The organism is Rhodococcus sp. Leaf233 (genome assembly GCF_001426165.1).
GTDB classification, from domain to species: Bacteria; Actinomycetota; Actinomycetes; order Mycobacteriales; family Mycobacteriaceae; genus Rhodococcoides; species Rhodococcoides fascians.
Map to the genome: position 1 here is coordinate 573,590 of NZ_LMRO01000008.1, position 24,437 is coordinate 598,026.

21 protein-coding genes are annotated in these 24,437 nt (G+C 65.2%); 17 read left to right on the top strand and 4 right to left on the bottom strand.

Translation table 11 applies throughout. The features are described 5' to 3' along the window. Nucleotides 1-23 precede the first annotated feature (23 nt). Nucleotides 24-476, top strand: a complete 453-nt coding sequence (locus ASH04_RS10620; RefSeq protein ID WP_008715916.1) for a universal stress protein — start codon at nucleotides 24-26, stop codon at nucleotides 474-476. Between the two features lie 78 nt (nucleotides 477-554). On the opposite strand, the gene ASH04_RS10625 is transcribed toward ASH04_RS10620, so the two are convergent. From ASH04_RS10625 to ASH04_RS10635, 3 genes are all read right to left on the bottom strand, one after another. After that, nucleotides 555-2,876, bottom strand: coding sequence for a HelD family protein (locus ASH04_RS10625; protein WP_057473440.1), 2,322 nt, complete (start codon nucleotides 2,874-2,876; stop codon nucleotides 555-557). Nucleotides 2,877-3,022: 146 nt separating this feature from the next. Continuing rightward, nucleotides 3,023-4,213 (bottom strand): DoxX family protein, encoded by a 1,191-nt coding sequence (locus ASH04_RS10630; RefSeq protein ID WP_027497246.1) that lies wholly within the window; start codon nucleotides 4,211-4,213, stop codon nucleotides 3,023-3,025. Nucleotides 4,214-4,353: 140 nt separating this feature from the next. Beyond that, a complete protein-coding gene (locus tag ASH04_RS10635) occupies nucleotides 4,354-5,043 on the bottom strand; it encodes an MBL fold metallo-hydrolase (RefSeq protein ID WP_032374317.1) in 690 nt (229 codons plus the stop codon). A gap of 258 nt (nucleotides 5,044-5,301) precedes the next feature. Between ASH04_RS10635 and uvrA the strand changes: the two genes are divergently transcribed. Then, nucleotides 5,302-8,226, top strand: a complete 2,925-nt coding sequence (uvrA, locus tag ASH04_RS10640; RefSeq protein WP_032374518.1) for an excinuclease ABC subunit UvrA — start codon at nucleotides 5,302-5,304, stop codon at nucleotides 8,224-8,226. A gap of 81 nt (nucleotides 8,227-8,307) precedes the next feature. Here uvrA and ASH04_RS10645 read toward each other — a convergent pair whose 3' ends face one another. Further along, nucleotides 8,308-8,688 (bottom strand): DUF1844 domain-containing protein, encoded by a 381-nt coding sequence (locus ASH04_RS10645; RefSeq protein WP_032365519.1) that lies wholly within the window; start codon nucleotides 8,686-8,688, stop codon nucleotides 8,308-8,310. Between the two features lie 379 nt (nucleotides 8,689-9,067). Here ASH04_RS10645 and infC point away from each other — a divergent pair, with 379 nt between their 5' ends. The 15 genes from infC to argH all read left to right on the top strand — a co-directional run bounded on the left by infC (nucleotide 9,068) and on the right by argH (nucleotide 24,341). Next, on the top strand, nucleotides 9,068-9,808 hold the full coding sequence (gene infC, locus ASH04_RS10650; RefSeq protein ID WP_045841242.1) for a translation initiation factor IF-3: 741 nt from the start codon (nucleotides 9,068-9,070) through the stop codon (nucleotides 9,806-9,808). Between the two features lie 116 nt (nucleotides 9,809-9,924). Next, on the top strand, nucleotides 9,925-10,119 hold the full coding sequence (gene rpmI / locus ASH04_RS10655; protein ID WP_008715923.1) for a 50S ribosomal protein L35: 195 nt from the start codon (nucleotides 9,925-9,927) through the stop codon (nucleotides 10,117-10,119). 86 nt (nucleotides 10,120-10,205) lie between these two features. Beyond that, nucleotides 10,206-10,595 (top strand): 50S ribosomal protein L20, encoded by a 390-nt coding sequence (rplT, locus tag ASH04_RS10660; protein WP_008715924.1) that lies wholly within the window; start codon nucleotides 10,206-10,208, stop codon nucleotides 10,593-10,595. Nucleotides 10,596-10,633: 38 nt separating this feature from the next. Further along, nucleotides 10,634-11,440, top strand: a complete 807-nt coding sequence (locus ASH04_RS10665; protein ID WP_032365517.1) for a TrmH family RNA methyltransferase — start codon at nucleotides 10,634-10,636, stop codon at nucleotides 11,438-11,440. 70 nt (nucleotides 11,441-11,510) lie between these two features. Then, entirely contained in the window at nucleotides 11,511-12,578 is a 1,068-nt protein-coding gene (pheS, locus tag ASH04_RS10670) for a phenylalanine--tRNA ligase subunit alpha (protein WP_032365516.1), read from the top strand. Between the two features lie 55 nt (nucleotides 12,579-12,633). Further along, the gene (gene pheT / locus ASH04_RS10675; RefSeq protein WP_057473441.1) at nucleotides 12,634-15,120 is read left to right on the top strand and encodes a phenylalanine--tRNA ligase subunit beta; all 2,487 of its coding nucleotides are present in this window, start codon (nucleotides 12,634-12,636) and stop codon (nucleotides 15,118-15,120) included. Between the two features lie 69 nt (nucleotides 15,121-15,189). Continuing rightward, nucleotides 15,190-15,744 (top strand): hypothetical protein, encoded by a 555-nt coding sequence (locus ASH04_RS10680; RefSeq protein WP_057473442.1) that lies wholly within the window; start codon nucleotides 15,190-15,192, stop codon nucleotides 15,742-15,744. A gap of 52 nt (nucleotides 15,745-15,796) precedes the next feature. After that, entirely contained in the window at nucleotides 15,797-16,852 is a 1,056-nt protein-coding gene (gene argC, locus ASH04_RS10685; protein WP_032391049.1) for an N-acetyl-gamma-glutamyl-phosphate reductase, read from the top strand. Beyond that, nucleotides 16,849-18,087, top strand: coding sequence for a bifunctional glutamate N-acetyltransferase/amino-acid acetyltransferase ArgJ (gene argJ, locus ASH04_RS10690; RefSeq protein ID WP_048318716.1), 1,239 nt, complete (start codon nucleotides 16,849-16,851; stop codon nucleotides 18,085-18,087). Before argC ends, argJ begins: the two co-directional genes overlap by 4 nt. Then, complete coding sequence (gene argB, locus ASH04_RS10695) at nucleotides 18,084-18,998, top strand: acetylglutamate kinase (RefSeq protein ID WP_027497235.1); 915 nt, start codon at nucleotides 18,084-18,086, stop codon at nucleotides 18,996-18,998. The genes argJ and argB overlap by 4 nt, the downstream gene beginning before the upstream one ends. Then, nucleotides 18,995-20,200, top strand: coding sequence for an acetylornithine transaminase (locus ASH04_RS10700; RefSeq protein WP_027497234.1), 1,206 nt, complete (start codon nucleotides 18,995-18,997; stop codon nucleotides 20,198-20,200). The genes argB and ASH04_RS10700 overlap by 4 nt, the downstream gene beginning before the upstream one ends. After that, entirely contained in the window at nucleotides 20,197-21,132 is a 936-nt protein-coding gene (argF, locus tag ASH04_RS10705) for an ornithine carbamoyltransferase (RefSeq protein WP_032365513.1), read from the top strand. The genes ASH04_RS10700 and argF overlap by 4 nt, the downstream gene beginning before the upstream one ends. Then, nucleotides 21,129-21,644 (top strand): arginine repressor, encoded by a 516-nt coding sequence (locus ASH04_RS10710; RefSeq protein WP_032365512.1) that lies wholly within the window; start codon nucleotides 21,129-21,131, stop codon nucleotides 21,642-21,644. Before argF ends, ASH04_RS10710 begins: the two co-directional genes overlap by 4 nt. Before the next feature lie 52 nt (nucleotides 21,645-21,696). Further along, a complete protein-coding gene (locus ASH04_RS10715) occupies nucleotides 21,697-22,896 on the top strand; it encodes an argininosuccinate synthase (RefSeq protein ID WP_032370344.1) in 1,200 nt (399 codons plus the stop codon). Then, a complete protein-coding gene (gene argH / locus ASH04_RS10720; RefSeq protein ID WP_057473443.1) occupies nucleotides 22,893-24,341 on the top strand; it encodes an argininosuccinate lyase in 1,449 nt (482 codons plus the stop codon). Before ASH04_RS10715 ends, argH begins: the two co-directional genes overlap by 4 nt. Nucleotides 24,342-24,437: the final 96 nt, after the last annotated feature.

A 24,437-nucleotide genomic window follows, 5' to 3' on the forward strand; every position in this document is an offset into this window, starting at 1 on the left:
GTGACCGACAAATGGAGGAATGAATGAGCGCCTACCGCACCGTCGTCGTCGGAACCGATGGCTCCGAATCGTCACTGCGGGCAGTGGAGAAGGCCGCGGCTCTGGCGGGAGATGCCGATGCCACCCTGGTGATCGCGTGTGCTTACTACCCGGCCGATCCGAAAGACACCTCTGCCGCCGCCGACGCACTCCGCGAGGACGCCTACCAGATCACCGGTTCGGCACCGACGCGCGAAATCCTGCGCACCGCCCGAGAGCACGCCACCAAGGCCGGCGCGAAGAACATCGAGGAGAAGCCGATCGTCGGAGCGCCCGTCGAGTCCCTCCTGGCACTCGTGGACGAGGTCAAGGGCGATCTACTCGTCGTCGGCAACCGTGGGCTGAACTCGCTGACCGGGCGGTTGCTCGGTTCGGTTCCGTCCGACGCGGCCCGCAAGTCGACCTGTGACGTCCTGATCGTCCATACCGTCCGCTGATTTTCTCGTAGTACGACAATCGGCCCGCCCCGTCGACGATGACGGGGCGGGCCGATTGTTCTCGTCGGACTGTTCTCGTCAGACCTCGGCGCCGAAGGGCTGCAGGGCCCCGAGCTCCTGGGGCAGAGGATCCACATGGACGACTCCGAGTCGCTGGGTTGCTCGGGTCAGGGCCACGTAGAGGTCGTTCATACCCTTGACGGACTCCGCAACGATCGCGCTCGGCTCGACGATGAGCACCGAGTCGAACTCGAGCCCTTTCGCGTCCTTGACCGTCGACACGGTCACCACATCCGACGCCAGGTGCTGCAGTTGGGAGACGAGTTCGGAGGGAACGAGCACTGCGCTCAGGCCGGGACGAGGGTGGTCGGCCACTCGCTTCTCGACCGTCGTCACCAGATCTGCTGCGGCTACGCGTTGAGCCCACGGCTCGACGCCGGTGCTGCGAATGGATCGCGGTTCGGACTGCTCCGGATCGATCGCCGCGAGCACGTCGTGCGCCACGGTCATGATCTCCGACGGCGTTCGGTAGTTGACCGTCAGTTCGGTGAGCTTCCAGCGTTGAGCCACATACGGTTCGAGCACCGATCCCCAGGACGAGGTTCCGGCCGGATCACCGGTCTGCGCGGTGTCACCCACCAGTGTCATCCACCGATTGGGGATGCGCCGCATCACCATTCGCCACGCCATCGCCGACAGCTCTTGTGCCTCGTCCACGATCACGTGCCCGTAGGTCCAGGTACGGTCGCCGGCTGCGCGTTCCGCGGTGGTGAGTCGCTGACCCGAATTCTGGCGTCGCGCAAGCTGATCGGCGTCGATCAGGTCGTACGCCATCAGAATCTCCGGGTCCAGTTCGTCCTCGAGGTCCTGTGGTGCAGACCCAGTCAGGATGTCCAGCGCGCCCTGGGCATCGGCGATCTGGCCACGCCATTGACGCTGGGCCTGCTCACGTTCGGCAGCATCGTCGACGCCGAGCAGCTCGGCGAGCTCGTCGAGCAGCGGGGCATCCGCGGACGAGAAGCCGTGGCCGCGGCGCAGCAGCGACTCGCGCTCCGACTCGCCGAGCGCAGGTGCGGCCGATGCGATCTTCTCCGGCGATGCGAACAGGTCTCGAAGAACCTGCTGGGGTGACAGATCCGGCCACAACTCGTCTATCGCAGCCATCACGTCGTGGTCCTCGCGCATCTCGTCCCGCATGTCCGCAATGTCGTCGGCGCTGAGCAAGCTCGATCCGTCCACCACGTTCTGGCCGAGTTTCGCGGCCAGCTGATTGGCCAACTGGTCGATGACCGAGGACACGAACAGAGGTCGAGCCAAGTTGTGTGGTCGCCGGGAGGACCGGGCGCGGCCGCGGGCACGCGTGACTATCTTTCGATCGAGGGTGATGTCGTAGGTGTCGAACTTCAGCCGGCGCGGCTGTGCGGGCACCTCCTGGCGATCACGCACTGCCTGCGTCAGTACGTCGACCATCGACAGTCTGCCCTTGACCTCGGTGGCCAGAGCCGAATCCTCGCGCTGCGCACGGACTCCGGGGTACAGATCGCCGATCGTCGACAGCAGTACCCCGGTTTCGCCCAGCGACGGCAGCACCTGGCCGATGTAGTCGAGGAACGTGGCGTTGGGCCCGATGATCAGGACACCGCTCTTGCCGAGCTGTTGACGGTACGTGTACAGCAGATACGCTGCTCGGTGCAGTGCCACGGCCGTCTTGCCGGTGCCCGGTCCGCCCTGCACCACCAGCACACTGCGATGCTGTGAGCGGATGATCGCGTCCTGCTCGCTCTGGATCGTTTCGACGATGTCGTTCATCTGACCGGTTCGCGCCGCATCGAGCGCGGACAGCAGCGCACCCTCACTGGCGACGCCACCCGCGACAGCCGCATCGTTCGACGACTGCGCGGACTCGAGGTCCAGGAATTCGTCGGCGATGGCGGTCACCTTGCGTCCGCGGGTACGAATATGCCTGCGGCGCAACACGTTTTCGGGGGCTGCCGGTGTCGCCAGATAGAACGGACGGGCCATGGGGGCTCGCCAGTCCAGCAGTAGTGTCTCGTAATCGTTCTTGTCGTCGAGGATGCCGACACGGCCGATGTAACGCTCGGGGCGGTCGTCGACTTTCGGATCGAGGGTGTCCGGGTCGAGGTCGATGCGTCCGAAGCAGAGCCCGTTCTCGGCTGCGTCGTACTTGGCGATGTCCTCGGTGTACATCTGGTTGAAGGATTCGCGCTCGCTTCGGGCCTGCGGTGTTCCGCCGGTCTCGAGCAGCACGGCGCGAAGTCGGTTTGCTGCATACTCGCGCAGCGAATCGAGCTGCGTGTACAACCGCGTCAGGTGCGCCTGTTCGAGGTCTTCCTCGATGGGTGCACCGGGATCGTTCGATGTGTGGCCGTCGTCCGGCAAAGGTTCTCCTCGGGAGTTCGGCCGAGGCGACGATATCGCCTCGAAATCAGCCAGAGCAGTCTACGCCGCAGAACGGCCCTGCCGCAGAACCGCGAGTTCTGGGACAGGGCCGTGCGCGCGAACGACGCCGAGCGTCGTGGGTAGACCTACTTCGCGTACTGCTGGAGCTTCTTGTCCAAGTTCTTCTGCGCCTTGGCAACTCGCTTCTCGAGCTTGGCCCGAGCCTGCTCGGTTGCCTTCTCGAGTTCCTTGTTCTGCTTCTCGGCCCGCTTACGAGCGCGCTTGCCGAGCGTGTCTACCCGATCCGACGCGATGTCGGCCCACGTGGCACCGCGCTTCTGAGCCTCTTCGGCCAGAACGGATCCCTTCTCGGCAGCGAGATCGGCGAGCTTCGCTCCGCGCTTCTGTGCCACCTCGGCCAGTTCACTGCGACGGTCGGCAGCGACGTCGACCAACTTCGAGCCCCGCTTCTGAGCGAGCTCGGCCCAATCCGAGCTGCGGTGCGCGGCCTTGTCGGCGAGCTTCGAGCCACGCTTCTGCGCTTCTTCGGCCAGATCGCTTCCGCGGTCGGCAGCAAGCTCGGCCAGCTTCGAGCCACGCTTCTGGGCTTCTTCGGCCAGCTCCGAACCCTTGTCGGCGGCGATGTGAGCCCACCGGTTCAGAGCGGGCTGCGCGACCTCTGCCAGCTCCGAGCCCTTCTCGCCGGCGATGTCGGCGAACTTGGCCAGCTTCGGCTGTGCGGCGTCGGCGAGCTTGGCCAGCTTCGGCTGTGCGGCGTCGGCCAGATCGGCACCGCGGCTCGCTGCGATCGAGGCAATTTCCTTGACGCGTTCCCCGGTGTCGTGAGTGGTGTGACCGGGCAGCGCAGAGACCACAGATTCCTGTGCGCGGCGTGCCGCCCGCTTGCTGCGCCACGCGACGGAGGGCTTGCCCTCGGTGTCGACGGCCGCGATCAGCAGTCCGCCGAGGAGGCTGAGGTTCTTGAAGAAGTGGATGCGTTGCGCAGCCTTGGTCTCCGGGTCGGTTTCGTTCCAGAACGCGTGTCCGGCCAGCGTCGTCGGAACGAGGCTTCCAGCCAGAGCGAGCGATGCGATACGCGGTGCCTTGCCGGTGGCCAACAGAATGCCGCCGGCGACCTGGATTCCGCCGTTGATCCGAACCAACGTCTCGGGATCGGTCGGCACGTTCGCGGTGACCTCGTTGGGCAGAGCATCCTTGCTCTGCTCGATCAACGGAGCGGCTGCCTTCGCCCTGCCGGCGGGATTACGAAGTGCATCGACGCCCCCGGAGATGAAAATCGTAGACATCAGCGGACGGGCGATACGGCGGACCAGCATTGACAGCCTCCTGCGTAGTTTCTCGTGTCATGGCGGTTGTACGTGCGGACTCGCACCGAAAGTAGATCGAAATCACCGGTGCGTGCACTTTTGTCACACTCTTCATACCCCGTGTTTCACGGTCTCAAGCACGTGCGGCGTCACCAGCCGCGTTCGCGCCATTCCGCCAGGTGCGGCCGCTCGTCACCGAGAGTGGTGTCCTTGCCGTGCCCGGGGTAGACGACGGTGTCGTCGGCGAAACGGTCGAACAATTTGGCGCTCACGTCGTCGAGCAGGTGGGTGAAGTCCTCGGGGCCGTTGGTTTTGCCGACGCCGCCGGGGAACAGGGAATCACCGGTGAAGAGGTGCGTCGTCTTGCCCTCGGCGTCGGTCAGCGCGAGCGCTATCGAGCCCGGAGTGTGACCGGTCAGATGCACCACATCGAACGTGAGCTCTCCCACCGACACCGTGTCGTGGTCGGCAAGAAAACGGTCCGGAGCTACCGGCAGCGGTTCTGCGTCCAGCTCGTGGGCCGCGGTGGGGGAGTCGGTGCCACCGGCGATATCGGCCAGCGCCTGCCAGTGGTCGGCATGCTGATGTGTGGTGACGATCAGAGACAGCGTCGGTGCGTTCTCGTCGAGAAGCAGTGAGATGCGGTCGGCCTCGTTGGCGGCGTCTATCAGCAGGGAATGGCCCGTTGCGGAACAGACGACCAGGTAGGTGTTGTTGTCCATGGGGCCGACCGACATCTTGGTGATCGTGGCTCCGGGGATCGTCCGCCGCTGCGGGGGTGAACCCTGTGCAACGACGCCGGTGTAATTGTCGTCGATGACCATGAGGTGCTCGTCCATTTCGAGGACGCTACCGTCGGCAGCAACGACGGGAGCGCCGGGGTCACGCTCGTGGAAAAGTGTGTCGGTACCTGGACCTACCATTGCTACGAGGTGAGGTTCGTCCCTCACCTCGACAGGTTTTCGACGTGGAGTCCTCGGCTACACGGCGTGTGATCGGTGCATCGGCACCACGCGTCATCATCGACTCGACGTCGGACAATGCTGCGCCGAGCAGCAACACGGCTCGACGTGCTCGTGAGAAAAGAAGGGAACACAGTGGCGGATCGCCTGATAGTGCGAGGTGCACGGGAGCACAACTTGAGGGGGGTCGACATCGACCTGCCCCGGGACGCGCTGATCGTGTTCACCGGTTTGTCCGGTTCGGGCAAGTCGTCTCTCGCCTTCGACACGATCTTCGCCGAAGGCCAGCGTCGCTACGTGGAGTCGCTGTCCGCATACGCACGGCAGTTCCTCGGGCAGATGGACAAGCCCGACGTCGACTTCATCGAAGGCCTGTCGCCCGCGGTCTCGATCGACCAGAAGTCGACCAACCGCAACCCACGCTCCACCGTGGGCACCATCACCGAGGTCTACGACTACCTACGGTTGCTCTACGCCAGGGCGGGCACTGCGCACTGCCCGGTGTGCGGCGAGCAGATCGCCAAGCAGACCCCACAGCAGATCGTCGATCAGGTTCTCGACATGGAGGAGGGCCTCAAATTCCAGGTCCTCGCGCCGGTGGTCCGAACCCGTAAGGGCGAGTTCGTCGACCTGTTCGACTCGCTCAACACCCAGGGCTACTCACGTGTGCGCGTCGACGGTGTCGTCCACCAGCTCAGCAGCCCGCCGGTCTTGAAGAAGCAGGAAAAACACGACATCGAGGTCGTTGTCGACCGACTCACCGTCAAGTCCAGCTCGAAGCAGCGGCTCACCGACTCGGTGGAGACCGCACTGCGGCTCGCGGACGGCATCGTGGTTCTCGACTTCGTCGACCGTGAGGAGAACGCCCCCGATCGGGAGCGTCGTTTCTCGGAGAAGCTCGCGTGCCCCAACGGCCACCCGCTGTCCATCGACGACCTCGAACCGCGATCGTTCTCGTTCAACTCGCCTTACGGCGCCTGCCCCGACTGTGTCGGGCTCGGCGTGCGCAAGGAGGTCGATCCCGAGCTGGTGGTGCCCGACGGTGATCTGAGTCTGGCCGACGGTGCCATCGCGCCCTGGTCGATGGGCCAGACGTCGGAGTACTTCGGTCGCTTGCTGTCCGGACTCGCCGACGCCATGGGCTTCGATCTGCACGCTCCGTGGAACAAGCTGCCGGCGAAGGTCAAGCGAGCTGTCCTGGAGGGCAGCGACCACCAGGTGCACGTGAAGTACAAGAACCGGTACGGCCGCACCCGGTCGTACTACGCCGAGTTCGAGGGCGTCATGCCCTTCCTGCACCGCCGCCTCGAGCAGACCGAATCCGAACAGATGAAGGAACGCTACGACGGCTACATGCGCGACGTTCCGTGTCCTACCTGCAACGGAGCCAGGCTGCGTCCGGAAATTCTGTCGGTCACCATCGCGGCAGGTGATTTCGGGCCGAAGTCGATCGCCGAGGTGTGTGAACTCTCCATCGCCGATACGGCCGACTTCCTCAACAGTCTCACTCTGGGGCGACGCGAGGAAGCGATTGCGGGCCAGGTCCTCAAGGAGGTTCAGGCTCGACTCGGCTTCCTGCTGGACGTGGGTCTCGAATACCTGTCGTTGGCGCGCACCGCGGGCTCGCTGTCCGGCGGCGAGGCCCAACGTATCCGGCTCGCCACGCAGATCGGCTCCGGCCTCGTCGGCGTGCTCTACGTACTGGACGAGCCGTCCATCGGACTGCACCAACGGGACAACCGCCGGCTCATCGACACGCTGACGCGACTGCGCGATCTCGGCAACACATTGATCGTCGTCGAGCACGACGAGGACACCATCCGTACCTCCGACTGGGTCGTCGATATCGGACCGTTGGCCGGTGAGCACGGCGGACGCGTCGTGCACAGCGGTTCCTACGCGGACCTGCTGACCAACGACGAATCGCTCACGGGTGCGTATCTGTCGGGTCGCATGGAGATCCCGCTGCCGGACACCCGTCGGGTGGTCGACAAGAAGCGACAGGTCACCGTCGTGGGTGCCCGTGAACACAACCTCCAGGGAATCGACGTCAGCTTCCCTCTCGGTGTTCTGACGTCGGTCACCGGTGTCTCGGGCTCGGGTAAGTCGACGCTGGTCAACGACATCCTCGCGACCGTGATGGCCAACAAGCTCAACGGTGCCCGGCAGGTTCCCGGTCGGCACACCCGGATCAACGGTCTGGACCAACTGGACAAGCTGGTTCGCGTCGACCAGTCGCCGATCGGCCGCACGCCCCGGTCCAACGCCGCGACGTACACCGGGGTGTTCGACAAGATCCGTACGTTGTTCGCGGCCACCACCGAGGCCAAGGTTCGTGGGTATCAGCCCGGGCGATTCTCGTTCAACGTCAAGGGCGGCCGGTGCGAGGCATGCTCGGGAGACGGCACGTTGAAGATCGAGATGAACTTCCTGCCCGACGTCTACGTCCCCTGCGAGGTGTGCGAAGGCGCTCGCTACAACCGCGAGACGCTCGAAGTGCACTACAAGGGCAAGACCATCGCCGAGGTCCTGGACATGCCGATCGAGGAGGCTGCCGACTTCTTCGAGGCCATCACGTCTATTCACCGGTACCTCAAGACACTCGTCGAGGTCGGCCTCGGTTACGTCCGCCTGGGGCAACCGGCGACGACACTGTCCGGCGGCGAAGCTCAGCGTGTGAAACTCGCAGCCGAGTTGCAGAAGCGATCGACCGGCCGCACCGTCTACATTCTCGACGAGCCGACCACGGGCCTGCATTTCGAGGACATCCGGAAGTTGCTCGGAGTCGTGAACGGACTCGTCGACAAGGGGAACACCGTGATTGTCATCGAGCACAATCTCGATGTCATCAAGGTCTCCGACTGGGTCATCGACATGGGGCCCGAAGGTGGTTCGGGCGGCGGAACGGTTGTGGCGCAGGGTAATCCGGAAGCCGTAGCAGCGGTGCCCGAAAGCTACACCGGAAAATTCCTGCAGGAGGCGCTCTCCCGCGAGGTAGTGGCGTCCACGCCGAAGGCGGCCCCGAAGAAGCGTCGGGCTCGTAAGGTCGCTGCGGTCTGACGCGAACACGTCGACGACGAAGCCGCATCCGGATTGCCGGATGCGGCTTCGTCGTCTGTGGGTTGGGTGGGGTGCGCTCGTTCAGTGCACCGGGCCGGTGTACTTCTCACCGGGGCCGAGTCCTGGCTCGTCCGGGTGTGCTGAGGCTTCCCGGAACGCGCGTTGCAGTGCCTGGAGGCCGTCGCGAATCGGTCCAGCGTGGGGACCGAGGTACTCGACCGACGCGGTGACCAAGCCGGCGAGTGCGGTGATGACGCGTCGGGCCTCGTCGAGATCGAGGTAGGGGCTCTCCGCGGGATCGGGCTCGGACAGACCCAGTTTCTCGGCCGCGGAACTCATCAGCATCACCGCTGCACGGCTGATGACCTCGACCGCGGGAACCTCGGCGAGTTCCCGGACTTCTTGCTCGATACCGGTGGGGTCGGAGCCTGCGGGATCGGCGGGCGTGGATGAACTGGTCATACCTACGAGAATCCCACGCCGCGGGTGCCGTCGGTCGGATCGGGTGTCGACTCGGCTTCATCGACCGGTGCGATTGTCGGTTTCGGCATTCTGCTGGTACGCTGACTCGACGACCGTCTTCGGCGTGCGCTCCTCGATGGAGTTCACCGCATGGAGGCAGCAAGTGGAGCCCGACTCCCACCGGTATGTGATCCGAATGGATCGCTTCCGGTCCGGTCGCACGAAGGTCTCCCAGTCGGGATTCCCCAGTGCTTCCTCCTCGTGAGGAGACTGTACGACGCGCTATGTCGTACGGATCGACCGGTCGACATCGGGCCCTGCTGTCGGTAAAGACCGGCTGCAGGGTTTTTTCGTTTTCGGTGTTGGTTCGCCGAGCGTGATGTCGAGGTTCGAGGGCGACGGGCTGTGTAAGTGGCAGGCGGTCGGGTTACACACCACACCGCACTACCTAGGAGGCCCCATCAGCACTGAGACCCGCATCAACGATCGCATCCGAGTTCCCGAGGTCCGTCTTGTCGGACCAGGCGGTGAACAGGTGGGGATCGTGCGTGTTGAAGATGCACTCCGCTTGGCTCTCGAAGCCGACCTCGATCTTGTCGAAGTAGCTCCCGACGCACGTCCGCCGGTCTGCAAGATCATGGACTACGGGAAGTTCAAGTACGAGGCTGCGCAGAAGGCGCGCGAATCGCGCAAGAACCAGACGCTCACCGTCATCAAGGAGCAGAAGCTCCGCCCCAAGATCGACGCGCACGACTACGAGACCAAGAAGCGCAACGTGGTTCGCTTCCTCGAAGCCGGCTCGAAGGTCAAGGTCACCATCATGTTCCGTGGTCGCGAGCAGTCGCGCCCCGAGCTGGGTTTCCGTTTGTTGCAGCGCCTGGGAGCCGACGTCGCGGAACTCGGTTTCGTGGAAACGTCGGCCAAGCAGGACGGCCGCAACATGACCATGGTCCTGGCTCCGCACAAGGGTGCCAAGACTCGCGTGAAGGCTCAGGAAAGCGCTGCCGCGCCGCCTGCGCAACGCGCACCGGCCCCCGCGCCGGAACAGCCCGCCGCAGCAGCTCCGGCTGCAGAGGCACCGGCCGCAGCAGCTCCGGCTACTCCGGCTCAGACCAACTGAGCTTCGCGCTCTACCAGTAAGACAGTCCCGCACCCGCCTCGGTGCGCAGTCCGTTCCGAGGCGCTGCGTGGCTGTGCCATGCACCACCGAAGAGCTAATACAGAACAGAGGATTTCATGCCCAAGCAGAAGACGCACAGTGGTGCCAAGAAGCGATTCAAGGTGTCCGGCAGCGGCAAGATCCTGCGCCAGAAGGCCGGCCGTCGCCACCTGCTCGAGCACAAGCCCACCAAGGTGACTCGTCGCCTCGATGGTGTCGCCGTTGTCAAGAAGGCCGACGTGCCTCGGATCAAGCGCCTGCTCGGCATCTGATCCGGCTCGCCGCCGACTGATTTCGGTCGGCTTCATCCCATTACCATTCGGGGTTTCACACGCCCCCAGATCGACAGGATTCACCAGTGGCACGCGTAAAAAGGGCCGTCAACGCCCAGAAGAAGCGCCGTTCGATTCTCGAAGCGTCCAAGGGCTACCGCGGACAGCGCTCACGTCTGTACACCAAGGCCAAGGAGCAGCAGCTCCACTCGCTCACCTACGCGTACCGGGACCGCCGCGCGCGCAAGGGTGACTTCCGCAAGCTGTGGATCACGCGTATCAACGCTGCAGCGCGGGCCAACGACATCACCTACAACCGCTTCGTCCAGGGACTGAAGGCTGCGGGCGTCGAGGTGGACCGCAAGATCCTCGCCGAGCTCGCTGTGTCCGATGCCGAGGCATTCGCCGGCTTGGTCGCCATCGCCAAGGCTGCACTGCCTGCCGATGTCAACGCTCCTGCTGGAGAAGCAGCCTGAGCGAGTCGCCGCACGACTATTCAACTCCGAAACGACCCGTGGATTCGCTGACCGAGCGAACTCCGCGGGTCGTTTCGGCCGTCAAGCTCGGTCGCGCTGCAGAGCGCAAGAAGACGGGACTGTTCCTTGCCGAGGGCTTCAACGCTGTGTCCGAGGCTGCTCGATTCGGTTCGGTCCGCGAGCTGTTCTTCACCGCGGATGCCCTCGACCGACACGAGAGCCTCATCGCCTCCATCGAGGCCGGTGGCGCACGGGTGTTTCCGATCACCGATCGTGCTGCGAAGGCATTGTCGGACACCGTCACCCCGCAGGGTCTGATCGCAGTCACCGAGTTGGTCGACGTCCCGATCGACCGTGCGTTGGCAGGAAAACCGCGGCTGGTGGCCGTTCCGGTGGAAATGGCCGAGCCTGGTAACGCCGGCACGATCATTCGTGTTGCCGATGCCGCCGGGGCCGATTCGGTGGTCCTGCTCGGCGACTCCGTCGACCCGCACAACGGCAAATGCGTGCGGGCCTCGGCCGGCAGCGTCTTCCATCTTCCCATTGCGCGGGAGCGCTCGATCGAAGACGGTATCGACGCACTGCGCCGTGCCGGCCTGACGGTCGTGGCGACTGCCGCCGACGGCGAAGTCGACTTGGACGACGCAGACGAGCTGCTCCAGCAGCCGACTGCGTGGTTGTTCGGCAACGAAGCCCACGGTTTGTCCCTCCCCGTTGCCCAAGCTGCCGATCACCGGATCAGAATTCCCATCCACGGTCGGGCGGAGAGTCTGAACCTGGCGACCGCCGCGGCGCTGTGCCTCTACGCGAGCGCCCGTGTTCGACGACGGTCGGCGAACCCGTGAATACGGTCGCCTAGGATCGTTACCACTCTGCTTCGTGCAGACCGACCATTATTCGAGGAGTGCATCTGTCGTGGCGAAGAAAGAGTCCGGGCCCGAGCCGGTAGATCCGAGCGTTCTCGAAGAGTCCGCACTCGACGCTGCGGTGGCCTCGGCCGAGCAGGCGTTCGCCGACGCGTCGGACCTCGATGCGCTCACGAAGGTCAAAATCGATCACGTGGGTGGAAAGGCACCACTGGCGTTGGCTCAGCGCGCCCTCGGAGCTCTACCCGGTGACCAGAAGGCGGACGCGGGCAAGCGCGTCAAGGTGGCACGAGACCGGGTGCAGAAGTCCTTCGACGAGCGCCGCGCAGTGCTGTCGGCGGAGCGCGATGCAGCGATTCTCGTGGCCGAGACGATCGACGTGACGCTGCCGACCGACCGGGCACCCGTCGGAGCGCGCCATCCCATCACGATCATCTCGGAGCAGGTCGCCGATGTCTTCGTCGGTATGGGCTGGGAGGTCGAAGAAGGCCCCGAGGTGGAAACCGAGCACTTCAACTTCGACGCGTTGAACTTCCTGCCCGATCACCCGGCTCGCACGATGCAGGACACGTTCCACATCGCACCGGAGGGCTCGCGGCAGGTACTGCGTACACACACGTCGCCGGTGCAGGTGCGGTCGATGCTCTCCCGCGACGTACCGATCTACGTCGTCTGCCCTGGCCGAACGTTCCGTACCGACGAGCTCGATACGACGCACACTCCGGTCTTCCATCAGGTCGAGGGGCTTGCGATCGACAAGGGCCTGACGATGGCGCATCTGCGCGGAACGTTGGACGCGTTCGCGCAGGCTCTCTTCGGCAGCGATACGCGTACCCGGATGCGGCCCAACTACTTTCCGTTCACCGAGCCCTCCGCCGAGGTCGATGTGTGGTTCCCCAAGAAGAAGGGTGGAGCCGGTTGGGTCGAATGGGGTGGCTGCGGAATGGTCAACCCGAAGGTGTTGCAGGCCAGCGGCATCGACCCGGAGGTGTACACCGGTTTCGCGTTCGGCATGGGTCTCGAGCGAACTCTGCAGTTCCGCAACGACATCCCGGACATGCGGGACATCGTCGAGGGGGATATCAGGTTCACTCTGCCCTTCGGTGTTCAGGCCTGACGCGGCCACTCTCCAGCCCCACTTCATCTCGGATACAAGAAAGAGCTGAGCACACGTGCGAGTCCCACATTCCTGGTTGACCGAGGTCCTGCACGCGGGTACTCCCGACTGGTCCGTCTCGCCCGACGAGCTCGACGCGGGTTTCGTACGCGTCGGTTTCGAGGTCGAGGAGCTGGTCTCGTTGGACAACGTGACGGGGCCCCTCGTGGTGGGTCGGGTCGAGTCGATCGAGGAACTGACCGAATTCAAGAAGCCCATTCGGTTCTGCCTCGTGAACGTGGGGGCCGACGAGCCGCAGGAGATCGTCTGCGGTGCACGCAATTTCGCCGAGGGGGACCTGATCGTCGCGGCGCTGCCCGGCAGCGTTCTGCCCGGCGGGTTCGCCATCGCGTCGCGCAAGACGTACGGCCGCAACTCCAACGGGATGATCTGCTCGACGCTCGAGCTCGGTCTCGGCCGGGACCACTCCGGCATCCTGGTGCTACCGGAAGGGACTGCGCAGCCCGGCGACGATGCCAAAGTCGTTCTGGGTCTCGATGATTCGGTGATCGAGCTGAACGTGACACCGGATCGCGGGTACGCCTTCTCGGTGCGCGGCCTGGCCCGTGAGTTGGCGTGCAGCTTCGATCTTCCGTATGTGGATCCGGCGCGCACGATGCCCACCGAGGTCACCGGTGACGCCTGGCCCGTGACGGTCGAGCCCGAGTCCGGTGCTTCTCGGTTCGCTCTGCGCAAGGTCGTGGGTATCGATCCCGCTGCCGTCACTCCCTGGTGGATGCAGCGGAGATTGCTGCTGGCCGGGGTGCGACCGATCTCGGCGGCGGTGGACGTGACCAACTACGTGCTCCACGAGCTCGGCCAGCCGTTGCATGCTTTCGACGCGAGCAAGCTCGACGGTGATCTCGTCGTGCGGCGCGCGAATGCGGGGGAGACGCTCACGACGCTCGACGGCGTCGAGCGGTCGCTCGATGCGGAAGACGTGGTCATCGCCGACGGAACGGGAGCCATCTCGTTGGCCGGCGTCATGGGCGGGGCGTCCACCGAGGTCGACGACTCGACCAGCGATGTCGTTCTCGAAGCAGCATCGTTCGATCCGCTCGCGGTGTTCCGAACCGGCCGTCGCCACAAGCTGTCGAGCGAGGCGAGCAAACGTTTCGAGCGGACTGTGGATTCGGCGCTCCCGGTTGCGGCGCTCGATCGGGCCGCACAGTTGCTCGTCGAGATCGCCGGTGGACGTATCGAACCGGTGCTGACCGACATCGGCGAGGCTGCCCGTTTCCCGTCGGTGACGATGGACTTCGACCTGCCCGATCGGATCGCGGGTGTGCAGTACCCCGACGGGACCGCTGCTCGACGGCTCACTCAGATCGGATGCACCGTCGAGGTGGATGTCGACGGTGGCGGCCACGGACAACTGGTCGTCGATCCTCCCTCGTGGCGACCCGACTTGGTGCAGCGCGCCGATCTGGTCGAAGAGGTGCTGCGGCTCGAAGGGCTCGAGAAGATCCCGTCGATTCTGCCGTCCGCTCCCGGTGGGCGCGGCCTCACCGCCGAGCAGAAGCGTCGGCGGGCAATCGGCAAGGCCCTTGCGTTCGCCGGCTATGTCGAAGTTCTTCCGCCGGTGTTCCTGCCCAAGGGAATCTTCGACACGTGGGGCCTGGACGCGGACGACCCGCGCCGAGCGACGACGTCGGTGTTGAACCCGCTCGAGGCCGACCGCCCCGAGCTTGCGACGACCGTGCTTCCCGGTCTGCTCGAAATGCTGAGCAGGAACATCGCGCGCGGACAGCGGGACGTGTCGTTGTTCGGAATCGCCCAGGTCGTTCTCCGGCACGACGCGACCGCTGCAGTGGACGCGTTGCCGGTCGATCGGCGACCGACCGACGATCAGATCGCGATGCTCCGTGGGTCCCTCCCCGCACAGCCGGTACACGTGGGCGTGGTGCTCGCCGGTCAGCGTGAGCCCTCCGGGCCTTGGGGACCGGGCCGAGCAGCCGAGGCCGCGGACGCGTTCGCCGCTGTGCGCACGGCTGCCGCGGCGTCCGGCGTGCAGGTCGATCTTCGTGCAGCACACCACCTTCCCTGGCATCCGGGCCGGTGCGCCGAGGTTCTTCTCGACGGTGAGGTCGTCGGGCACGCAGGCGAACTGCATCCGGCCGTGCTCGAGCGAGCCGGTTTGCCGCCGCGTACGTGTGCGGTGGAGCTGAGTTTGAGCGCTCTGCCCGTCGTCGAATCGCTTCCGGCCCCCGAGGTATCCCCATACCCGGCCGTGTTGCAGGACGTCGCTGTCGTGGTCGACGCGTCCGTGCCCGCGGCCTCCGTCGAGGCAGCACTGACGATCGGCGGTGGAGAACTGCTCGAGTCCATCCGACTGTTCGACGTCTACGAGGGTGAGCAGGTCGGCGAGGGGCGTAAGTCGTTGGCGTTCGCCCTCCGGTTCCGCGGTTCGGACGGAACCCTGACCGAGGATCAGGCGACGGCGGCTCGCGACGCAGCCGTGGCGGCGGCATCCACAGCGGTCGGTGCCCAGCTGCGTAGCTGAACCGTCGACGGCGCGGCCGGTGTGGTGCGTAGCGTGGTGTCATGACGGGCACGACGACGGGAGCAGCCGATGAGTGAATCCGACACGCAGGCCACGGCCTCGGATCTGCAGGTGTTGAACGAGGTTCTCGCGGCGGTGGTTGGCCGACCTCGGTTGGCTCCGGTGGCAGCGGCGGCATCCGCTCTGGCGGCCGAGTTGGGGACGGCGGAACCCGAGCCAGCCGGTCCGGATCGCGGCGTCCCGCCGGGAACCGTTCCCGATGTGGATGTTCCGCAGGTGACGAAACCTCGTATCGACCAGCCGCTCGGCGATCCACCACCGGGAGCTCCGTTGGGCGGAACGGTGCCGGGCGTCATCGATGCGGAATTGGTAGACGACCTGCCCGTCGGCGGGGGTGGGGGTTATGTCGGCGGTGCGACTACGGGCGAGTTCACCGACTCCGGGGTGCCGACCTGGGACGGGGTGCGAGAGAAGGTGGAGCACCGCTCGGGTACGGCTGTCGGGGCGGAGGAGCTGGACCGGGAATCGAGAGCCGGTCAGGACCTGGACAAACAGTGGAACGATCGGCAGGAAGCGGGCCGAAAGAAGCTCGACGAAATTCGTAGATCGATGGGTAGCAGCTAGCGTTTCCGGCCCGCCGATGAATGAGCTTGCATGATGCTGCATAATAAACCGCATGACTATTTCGGAGGCAACGCCGAAGCGCATCGCGGTGGCGGGTGCCAGTGGCTACGCCGGTGGTGAGATCCTTCGCCTGTTGCTCGGCCACCCAGCTGTTCGCGACGGCTCGTTGGTCATCGGAGCTCTGACTGCGGGCGGCAATGCAGGCGCGACGCTGGGTGAGTTCCATCCCCATCTGCTGCCGCTTGCCGACCGTGTTCTCGGCCCCACGACGGTCGACGAACTCGCCGGGCACGACGTGATCTTCCTCGGGTTGCCGCACGGCAAATCCGCCGAACTCGCGCTCCAGTTGCCGGAATCCGTGGTGATCATCGACTGCGGTGCCGATTTCCGCCTCAACGACTCGGCAGCCTGGGAGAAGTACTACAAGTCCCCACATGCGGGGACTTGGCCGTATGGGCTCCCGGAGCTACCGGGGCGCCGCGAGCTCCTGGTCGGGGCAACGCGTATCGCCGTGCCCGGGTGCTATCCGACGGTGTCGAGCCTTGCCCTGGCCCCGGCAGTTGCCGCCGGAATCATCGAGCCACGGGTCAACATCGTTGCGGTCACCGGCACGTCCGGTGCGGGCCGGGCACCCAAGGCCGACCTGCTGGGCTCCGAGGTGATGGGCTCGGTTCGCGCATACGCGGTAGCAGGCGCGCACCGGCACACTCCCGAGATCGTGCAGAACCTGTCGGCTGTGGCCGGTACCGACGTGTCGGTGTCGTTCACTCCGGTACTCGCGCCGATGCCGCGTGGCATTCTGGCCACCTGTACGGCCGTGACCACCGCTACCGAGGCTCAGGCCGTCGAGGTGTACGAGAAGGCCTATGCCGCAGAGCCTTTCGTTCATGTTCTTCCGGCCGGGCGGCTGCCGCAGACCGGTTCGGTCATCGGATCGAACGCCGTGCAGATGAGTGTGTCCGTCGATGCAGACGCCGGCTTGCTGGTGGTCATCGCGGCCATCGACAACCTGGCCAAGGGAACAGCCGGTGCAGCAGTGCAATCGATGAATCTGGCGTTGGGAATCGACGAGACCGACGGTCTCTCTACCGTAGGAGTTGCTCCATGACCGGCCTGAAGAGCGAGACGGATACGGTCGCCTCGATCGCGGGGAAGCTCGTGCGTTCCCAGGGCGTGACGTCTCCCGCCGGATTCCGTGCGGCCGGGATTCCCGCGGGTATCAAGGCAAGTGGCAGGTCCGATCTGGCTCTGGTGTTCAACGAGGGCCCGGACTTCACGGCAGCGGGCGTCTTCACCCGCAACAAGGTCAAGGCCGCGCCAGTGCTGTGGTCGCAGCAGGTGCTCACCACCGGTCGGCTTCGCGCGGTGGTGTTGAACTCGGGCGGTGCCAACGCCTGTACCGGTGCACCCGGTTTCCAGGACGCGCATCGGACGGCCGAGGAGGTCGCGTCCGTGTTGAGCAACTGGGGTTCGGAAACAGGGGCCATCGAGGTTGCCGTGTGCTCGACAGGTCTCATCGGCGATCGGTTGCCGATGGACAAGCTGTTGCCGGGGGTGACCGAGGTGGTGCACGAACTGGCCGGCGGTATCTCCGGTGGCACCGATGCCGCTTACGCGATCATGACCACCGATACCGTTCCGAAGCAGGCCGCGATTCATCACGCAGACAAGTGGAATGTCGGTGGCATGGCCAAGGGCGCGGGCATGCTCGCACCCTCGCTGGCCACGATGCTCAGTGTCATCACCACCGACGCCGTCGCGACCGCGGAGCAGCTCGACACCGCGCTTCGTGCGGCCACCCGGTTGTCCTACGACCGACTCGACGTCGACGGCGCATCCTCCACGAACGACACGGTACTGCTGCTCTCCTCCGGGGCGAGCGGTGTGAGCCCGTCGCAGGAGGACCTCGACGCTGCTGTTCTGGCGGTATGCGACGACCTCGCCGATCAGATGATGGCCGATGCCGAGGGCGTCACGAAGCGAGTGAAGATCACCGTCTCCGGTGCTGTATCCGAGGACGAGGCTCTCGTCGGTGCGAGGACGGTCGCCAGGGACAGTCTCACCAAGACGGCCCTGTTCGGTTCGGACCCCAACTGGGGCCGTGTACTCGCGGCGATCGGTATTGCTCCGATCGAACTCGATCCGGATCGGATTGCCGTGTCGTTCAACGGCAATCCGGTGTGCATCGACGGCGTCGGCGCTCCGGGTGCGCGCGAGGTCGACCTGTCGGGAGTCGATATCGCCGTGACCATCGACCTCGGACTCGGGTCCGGTACGGCCACGATCAGAACGACGGATCTCTCCCACGCCTACGTCGAAGAGAACTCGGCGTACTCGTCATGACTGCTGCTGCAACGCAATTGACGGCAGCGCAGAAGGCGTTCACGCTCGCCGAGGCACTGCCCTGGCTCCAGCGCTTCTCGGGCAAGATCGTCGTGGTGAAGTACGGCGGGAACGCCATGATCGACGACGATCTCAAGCGAGCGTTCGCCGCCGACATGGTGTTTCTACGCACCGTCGGAATTCACCCCGTCGTCGTGCACGGCGGAGGCCCGCAGATTTCGGCCATGCTCACCAGGCTGGGCCTGACGGGTGAGTTCCGCGGCGGATTCCGGGTCACCACACCGGAAGTCATGGACATCGTTCGGATGGTGCTGTTCGGGCAGGTCGGCCGTGAACTCGTCGGCTTGATCAACAGTCACGGGCCGTATGCCGTCGGAATCTCGGGGGAGGACGCACACCTGTTCACCGCGACGCGTCGTTCGGTCCTGGTCGACGGCGTCGATACCGATATCGGTCTGGTGGGCGACGTCACCTCGGTAGATCCGAAGGCGATCTTCGATCTGATTGCCGCAGGCCGCATTCCGGTGGTCTCCACCATCGCACCCGACAGTGACGGCGTGGTGCACAACATCAACGCCGATACCGCTGCTGCTGCTCTCGCCAGTGCGATCGGGGCAGAGAAGTTGGTCGTGCTCACCGATGTCGAGGGTCTCTACACGGCGTGGCCCGATCGCAGTTCCCTGACCTCTCGAATCGACGCGTCGGAACTCGACGCATTGCTGCCCACGCTCGATGCCGGGATGGTTCCGAAGATGGAAGCCTGCCTGCGGGCCGTTCGTGCCGGAGTGCCGTCGGCGCACGTCATCGACGGTCGCGTCGAACATTCGGTTCTGGTGGAGCTGTTCACCGGAGAGGGGATCGGCACCATGGTCACCCCCGATCACTCGTCTACGTCAGGAGTCACGTCATGACCGGCACGCAGTCCACGGTCGATCTACAGCAGCGGTGGTCCACGTCGCTGATGGACAACTACGGTGTGCCGCGCGTAGCGCTCGTCCGAGGCGAAGGCGCTGTGGTGACCGACGCCGACGGCAAGCAGTACCTCGACCTGCTGGCCGGTATCGCCGTCAATATCCTGGGCCACGCTCATCCTGCGGTGATCGAGGCGGTCACTGCTCAGCTCTCCACGCTGGGTCATACGTCGAATCTGTATGCGACGGAACCGGGTATCGAACTGGCCGAGCAATTGCTCGCACATCTGGGTGCGGGTGCGACGGGACGAGTGTTCTTCTGCAACTCGGGTACCGAGGCCAACGAGGCGGCGTTCAAGATCGCGCGTCTGACCGGTCGTCCCCACATCATTGCCGCCGAGAAGGCCTTTCACGGACGGACGATGGGTGCACTGGCGCTCACCGGACAAGCCGACAAGCGAATTCCGTTCGAACCCATGCCTGCCGGTGTCCAGCACGTGCCCTACGGAGACATCGCCGCGCTCGAGGCAGCCGTCGATTCCGACACCGCCGCAGTGTTTCTCGAACCCATCATGGGGGAGGGCGGCGTGGTCGTTCCTCCCGACGGGTATCTCGTTGCCGCACGTGAGATCACGGCGAAGCACGGCGCGCTGTTGGTCCTCGACGAGGTGCAGACCGGTATCGGCCGCACGGGCTGGTTCTACGCCCACCAGTCGGTCGGCATCGTGCCCGACGTGATCACCTTGGCCAAAGGACTGGGCGGGGGTCTGCCCATCGGAGCCTGCATCGGTATCGGGGCGGCGGGGGAGTTGTTGCATCCGGGCAAGCACGGCACCACCTTCGGCGGCAACCCGGTCTGCGCCGCTGCTGCGTTGGCTGTGTTGCGGACCATTGCCGCCGACGACCTCGTTTCGCACGCCGACAGTCTCGGCAAGACCATCGCTCATTCCATCGAGGCTCTCGAACACCCTCTCGTCAGCCATGTTCGGGGCTCCGGGCTTCTGCTCGGAGTGGTGCTCACGGCCGCAGTTGCGCCTGCGGCCGAGGCGGCGGCCCGTGACGCAGGCTTCCTGATCAATGCAGCGCAACCAGACGTATTGCGGCTCGCACCGCCGCTGATCATCACCGAAGAGCAGGCCGCGTCGTTCGTCTCGGCACTACCGGCAATTCTCGACGCAGCACAGGAGGCACACCAGCCATGACCGTTCAGCACTTCCTTCGCGACGACGACATCACCCCGCAGCAGCAGGGAGAAATCCTGGCGCTCGCGGCCGAGATCAAGCGGGCTCCGTTCTCCAAGCGGCCGCTCGAGGGGCCGAAGGGCGTCGGTGTGATCTTCGAGAAGAATTCCACCAGAACTCGGTTCTCGTTCGAGTTGGGCATTGCGCAGTTGGGTGGCCACGCCGTTGTGGTCACCGGAAGCGACACTCAACTGGGACGCGAGGAGACTCTGCAGGACACCGGCCGCGTGCTGTCCCGCTACGTCGAGGCGGTCGTCTGGCGTACGTTCGGCCAGAAGCGGCTGGAGCAGATGGCAACGGGTGCAACGATTCCCATCGTCAATGCGCTGTCCAACGAGTTCCATCCCTGCCAGGTCCTCGCCGATCTGCAGACGCTGATCGAGCACAAGGGAAACCTGACCGGGAGGACGCTGGCGTACTTCGGCGACGGTGCCAACAACATGGCACATTCGCTTCTCATCGGCGGAGTGACCGCGGGACTCGATGTCAGGATCGCCGCTCCGAAGGAATTCGCACCACTCGGTTACGTCCTCGATGCCGCACGTGCGCGCGCCGAGGAGACCGGAGCGTCCATCACGGTGACCGAAGACCCCGACGAGGCCGCCGACGGTGCCGACGCTCTCGTCACCGATACCTGGACATCGATGGGTCAGGAGAACGACGGACTCGATCGAGTCGCTCCGTTCCGGCCCTACCGCATCGACTCCGAGCTGCTGTCGAAGGCGAAATCCGATGCGGTCGTGCTGCATTGCCTTCCTGCCCACCGCGGCGAGGAAATCACCGACGAGGTGCTCGACGGTCCGCACAGTGTCGTCTGGGACGAGGCCGAGAACCGTCTGCACGCGCAGAAAGCACTGCTGGTCTGGCTCCTCGAGCAGGCTCGGCGACCGTGAGTGACGACGTCACTGCGGTTCCGCTGACCGCGTCGACCCGCGCGGGCAGACAGGCGCGGATCATCGCGTTGCTGGCCACGCATCAGGTGCGCAGTCAACCGCAGCTGGCGTCGTTGCTCGCCGCCGAGGGGATCGACACTACCCAGGCGACGCTGTCGCGTGACCTCGAAGAGTTGGGTGCGGTGAAGTTGCGCGCTCCCGACGGCGGCGTCGGGGTGTACGTGGTCCCCGAGGACGGCAGCCCGGTGCGCGGGGTGTCGGGCGGAACCGACCGTCTCCTGCGGCTGTTGGGGGAGCTGTTGGTGTCCACCGATCACAGCGGAAACCAGGCAGTTCTGCGGACACCGCCCGGAGCTGCGCATTACCTGGCCAGCGCCCTCGATCGTGCTGCATTGCCGGAAGTCGTGGGAACGATCGCCGGGGACGACACGATCCTGCTCATCGCCCGTGAACCGACCACCGGCGGCGAGATCGCCGACAAGATAGAAAAGCTCGCTCGACGCGGAAACTGAGATCCGGTCACTCCGCACTGCACCACACGAACCACGAAGGAGCGTCATCACCATGGCCGAACGCGTCATCCTCGCCTACTCCGGCGGACTCGACACCTCTGTCGCCATCAGCTGGATCGGACGGGAGACCGGCAAGGAGGTCGTCGCTGTTGCCATCGACCTCGGCCAGGGCGGTGAGGACATGAATGTCGTCCGCCAGCGCGCATTGGACTGCGGCGCAGTCGAATCGGTCGTCGTCGACGCCAGGGACGAGTTCGCCGACGAGTACTGCCTGCCGACGGTGCAATCCAACGCGCTGTACATGGATCGGTATCCGTTGGTTTCGGCCATCAGCCGCCCGCTGATCGTCAAGCATCTGGTGGAGAACGCACGTGCGCACGGCGGAACCGTCGTCGCCCACGGATGCACGGGCAAGGGCAACGATCAGGTCCGGTTCGAGGTCGGTTTCAACACGCTCGCTCCGGAGCTCGAAGTGCTGGCACCGGTACGCGATTACGCGTGGACCCGGGAGAAGGCGATCGCGTTCGCCGAGGAGAACGACATTCCGATCAACGTCACCACCAAGTCACCGTTCTCCATCGACCAGAACGTGTGGGGACGAGCAGTGGAGACCGGCTTCCTGGAAGATCTGTGGAACGCGCCGACGAAGGATGTGTACGACTACACCGAGGATCCGACGGTCAACTTCCAGGCACCCGACGAACTGATACTCACGTTCGACAAGGGTCGCCCGGTCGCCATCGACGGCCGTCCGGTGTCGGTGCTCGGTGCGATCCAAGAACTCAACACCCGTGCGGGCGCTCAGGGTGTCGGCCGATTGGACGTCGTCGAGGATCGGCTCGTCGGCATCAAGAGCCGTGAAATCTACGAGGCTCCCGGTGCGATGGTCCTGATCCGTGCGCACGAAGAACTCGAGCACGTGACCCTCGAGCGCGAACTCGGCCGCTACAAGCGTCATACCGACCAGAAGTGGGCCGAGCTGGTCTACGACGGCCTGTGGTACTCGCCGCTCAAGGGTGCACTCGACACGTTCGTTCAGCACACGCAGGAACACGTCTCGGGCGACATCCGCTTGGTGCTGCACGCGGGCGGAATCATCGTCAACGGCCGTCGCAGCGGGGAGTCTTTGTACGACTTCAACCTCGCTACCTACGACGAGGGCGACACGTTCGACCAGTCGGCGGCCAAGGGATTCGTGCAGCTGCACGGGCTCTCCTCCAAGATCGCAGCGAAGCGGGACCTGGGCCTGTGACCACTTCGAGCAACGCACACGGAACCAACGAAGGCTCGCTGTGGGGCGGGCGCTTCGCCTCCGGCCCGGCGGCTGCCATGGCTGCCCTGAGCAAATCGACACACTTCGACTGGGTTCTCGCGCCCTACGACATCCGTGCGTCCATGGCGCACGCTCGGGTTCTGAACGGTGCCGGACTGCTGACCCCGCAGGACCTCGAGACCATGCTCGACGGTTTGCAGCGGCTGGCCGACGACGTGGCGTCCGGTGAGTTCGTCGCGGCCGAGTCGGACGAGGACGTGCACGGCGCCCTCGAACGCGGTTTGATCGACCGGGTCGGACCCGAGGTGGGTGGTCGCCTGCGCGCCGGCCGCTCACGCAACGATCAGGTCGCGACCCTGTTCCGGATGTGGTTGCGCGACGCCGTCCGTCGGGTGGCGGTCGGTGTTCTCGACGTCGTGGACGCATTGGCAACTCAGGCTGCGGCTCACCCCACCGCGGTCATGCCCGGCAAGACTCATTCGCAGGCGGCGCAGCCGGTGTTGTTGGCGCATCATCTGCTCGCACATACCCATCCGCTGCTGCGTGATGTCCAGCGGTTCGCGGACTTCGACAGGCGAGCGGCAGTGTCGCCCTACGGTTCCGGCGCTCTGGCCGGCTCCTCGCTCGGTCTGAGCCCCGAGAAGATCGCCGCCGAACTCGGGTTCGATTCGTCCGCCGAGAACTCGATCGACGCCACGTCCTCGCGTGATTTCGCGGCGGAAGCCGCGTTCGTCCTGGCGATGACAGCGGTGGACCTGTCTCGGTTCGCCGAGGAGGTCATCTCGTGGAGCACACCCGAATACGGTTACGTGACTCTCGCAGATGCATGGTCGACGGGCAGCTCGATCATGCCGCAGAAGAAGAATCCCGACGTCGCGGAGTTGACTCGTGGCAAGACGGGCCGCCTGATCGGAAATCTGACCGGCCTGTTGGCCACCCTCAAGGCACAACCCTTGGCGTACAACCGGGATCTTCAGGAAGACAAGGAGCCGGTGTTCGATTCGGTGGCTCAGCTCGAGTTGCTGCTCCCGGCTTTCACCGGTTTGACGGCGACATTGGAGTTCCACACCGATCGCATGGCCGAACTCGCGCCGGCCGGGTTCACGCTCGCCACCGACATCGCCGAATGGATGGTGCGGCAAGGGATTGCGTTCCGGGTCGCTCACGAGGCAGCGGGAGCCTGCGTGCGCGCGGCGGAAGCGCGGGGCGTCGGGCTGGTGGATCTGACCGACGACGAGCTCGCGTCGATCGATCCGGCGCTCACTCCGGCGGTGCGCGAGGTGCTCACCGTGGAGGGCTCCATTTCCTCGCGTGATGCTCGCGGCGGCACCGCGGCGGTTCAGGTGGCGCACCAGCTCGGTGGTGTGCGGGCGACTGCGTCGACGTTGCGCGCGTGGGCCGAGGTGCCGGTGTTGCGGCACTAGTCGACATCCTCGCCGATTCCACGAGTGTGATGTGAGAAGCTTTCGTCACGCGAAGACCGATGTCGGTCGTTCCGTCGGGGCCGAACGCAGGAGTGT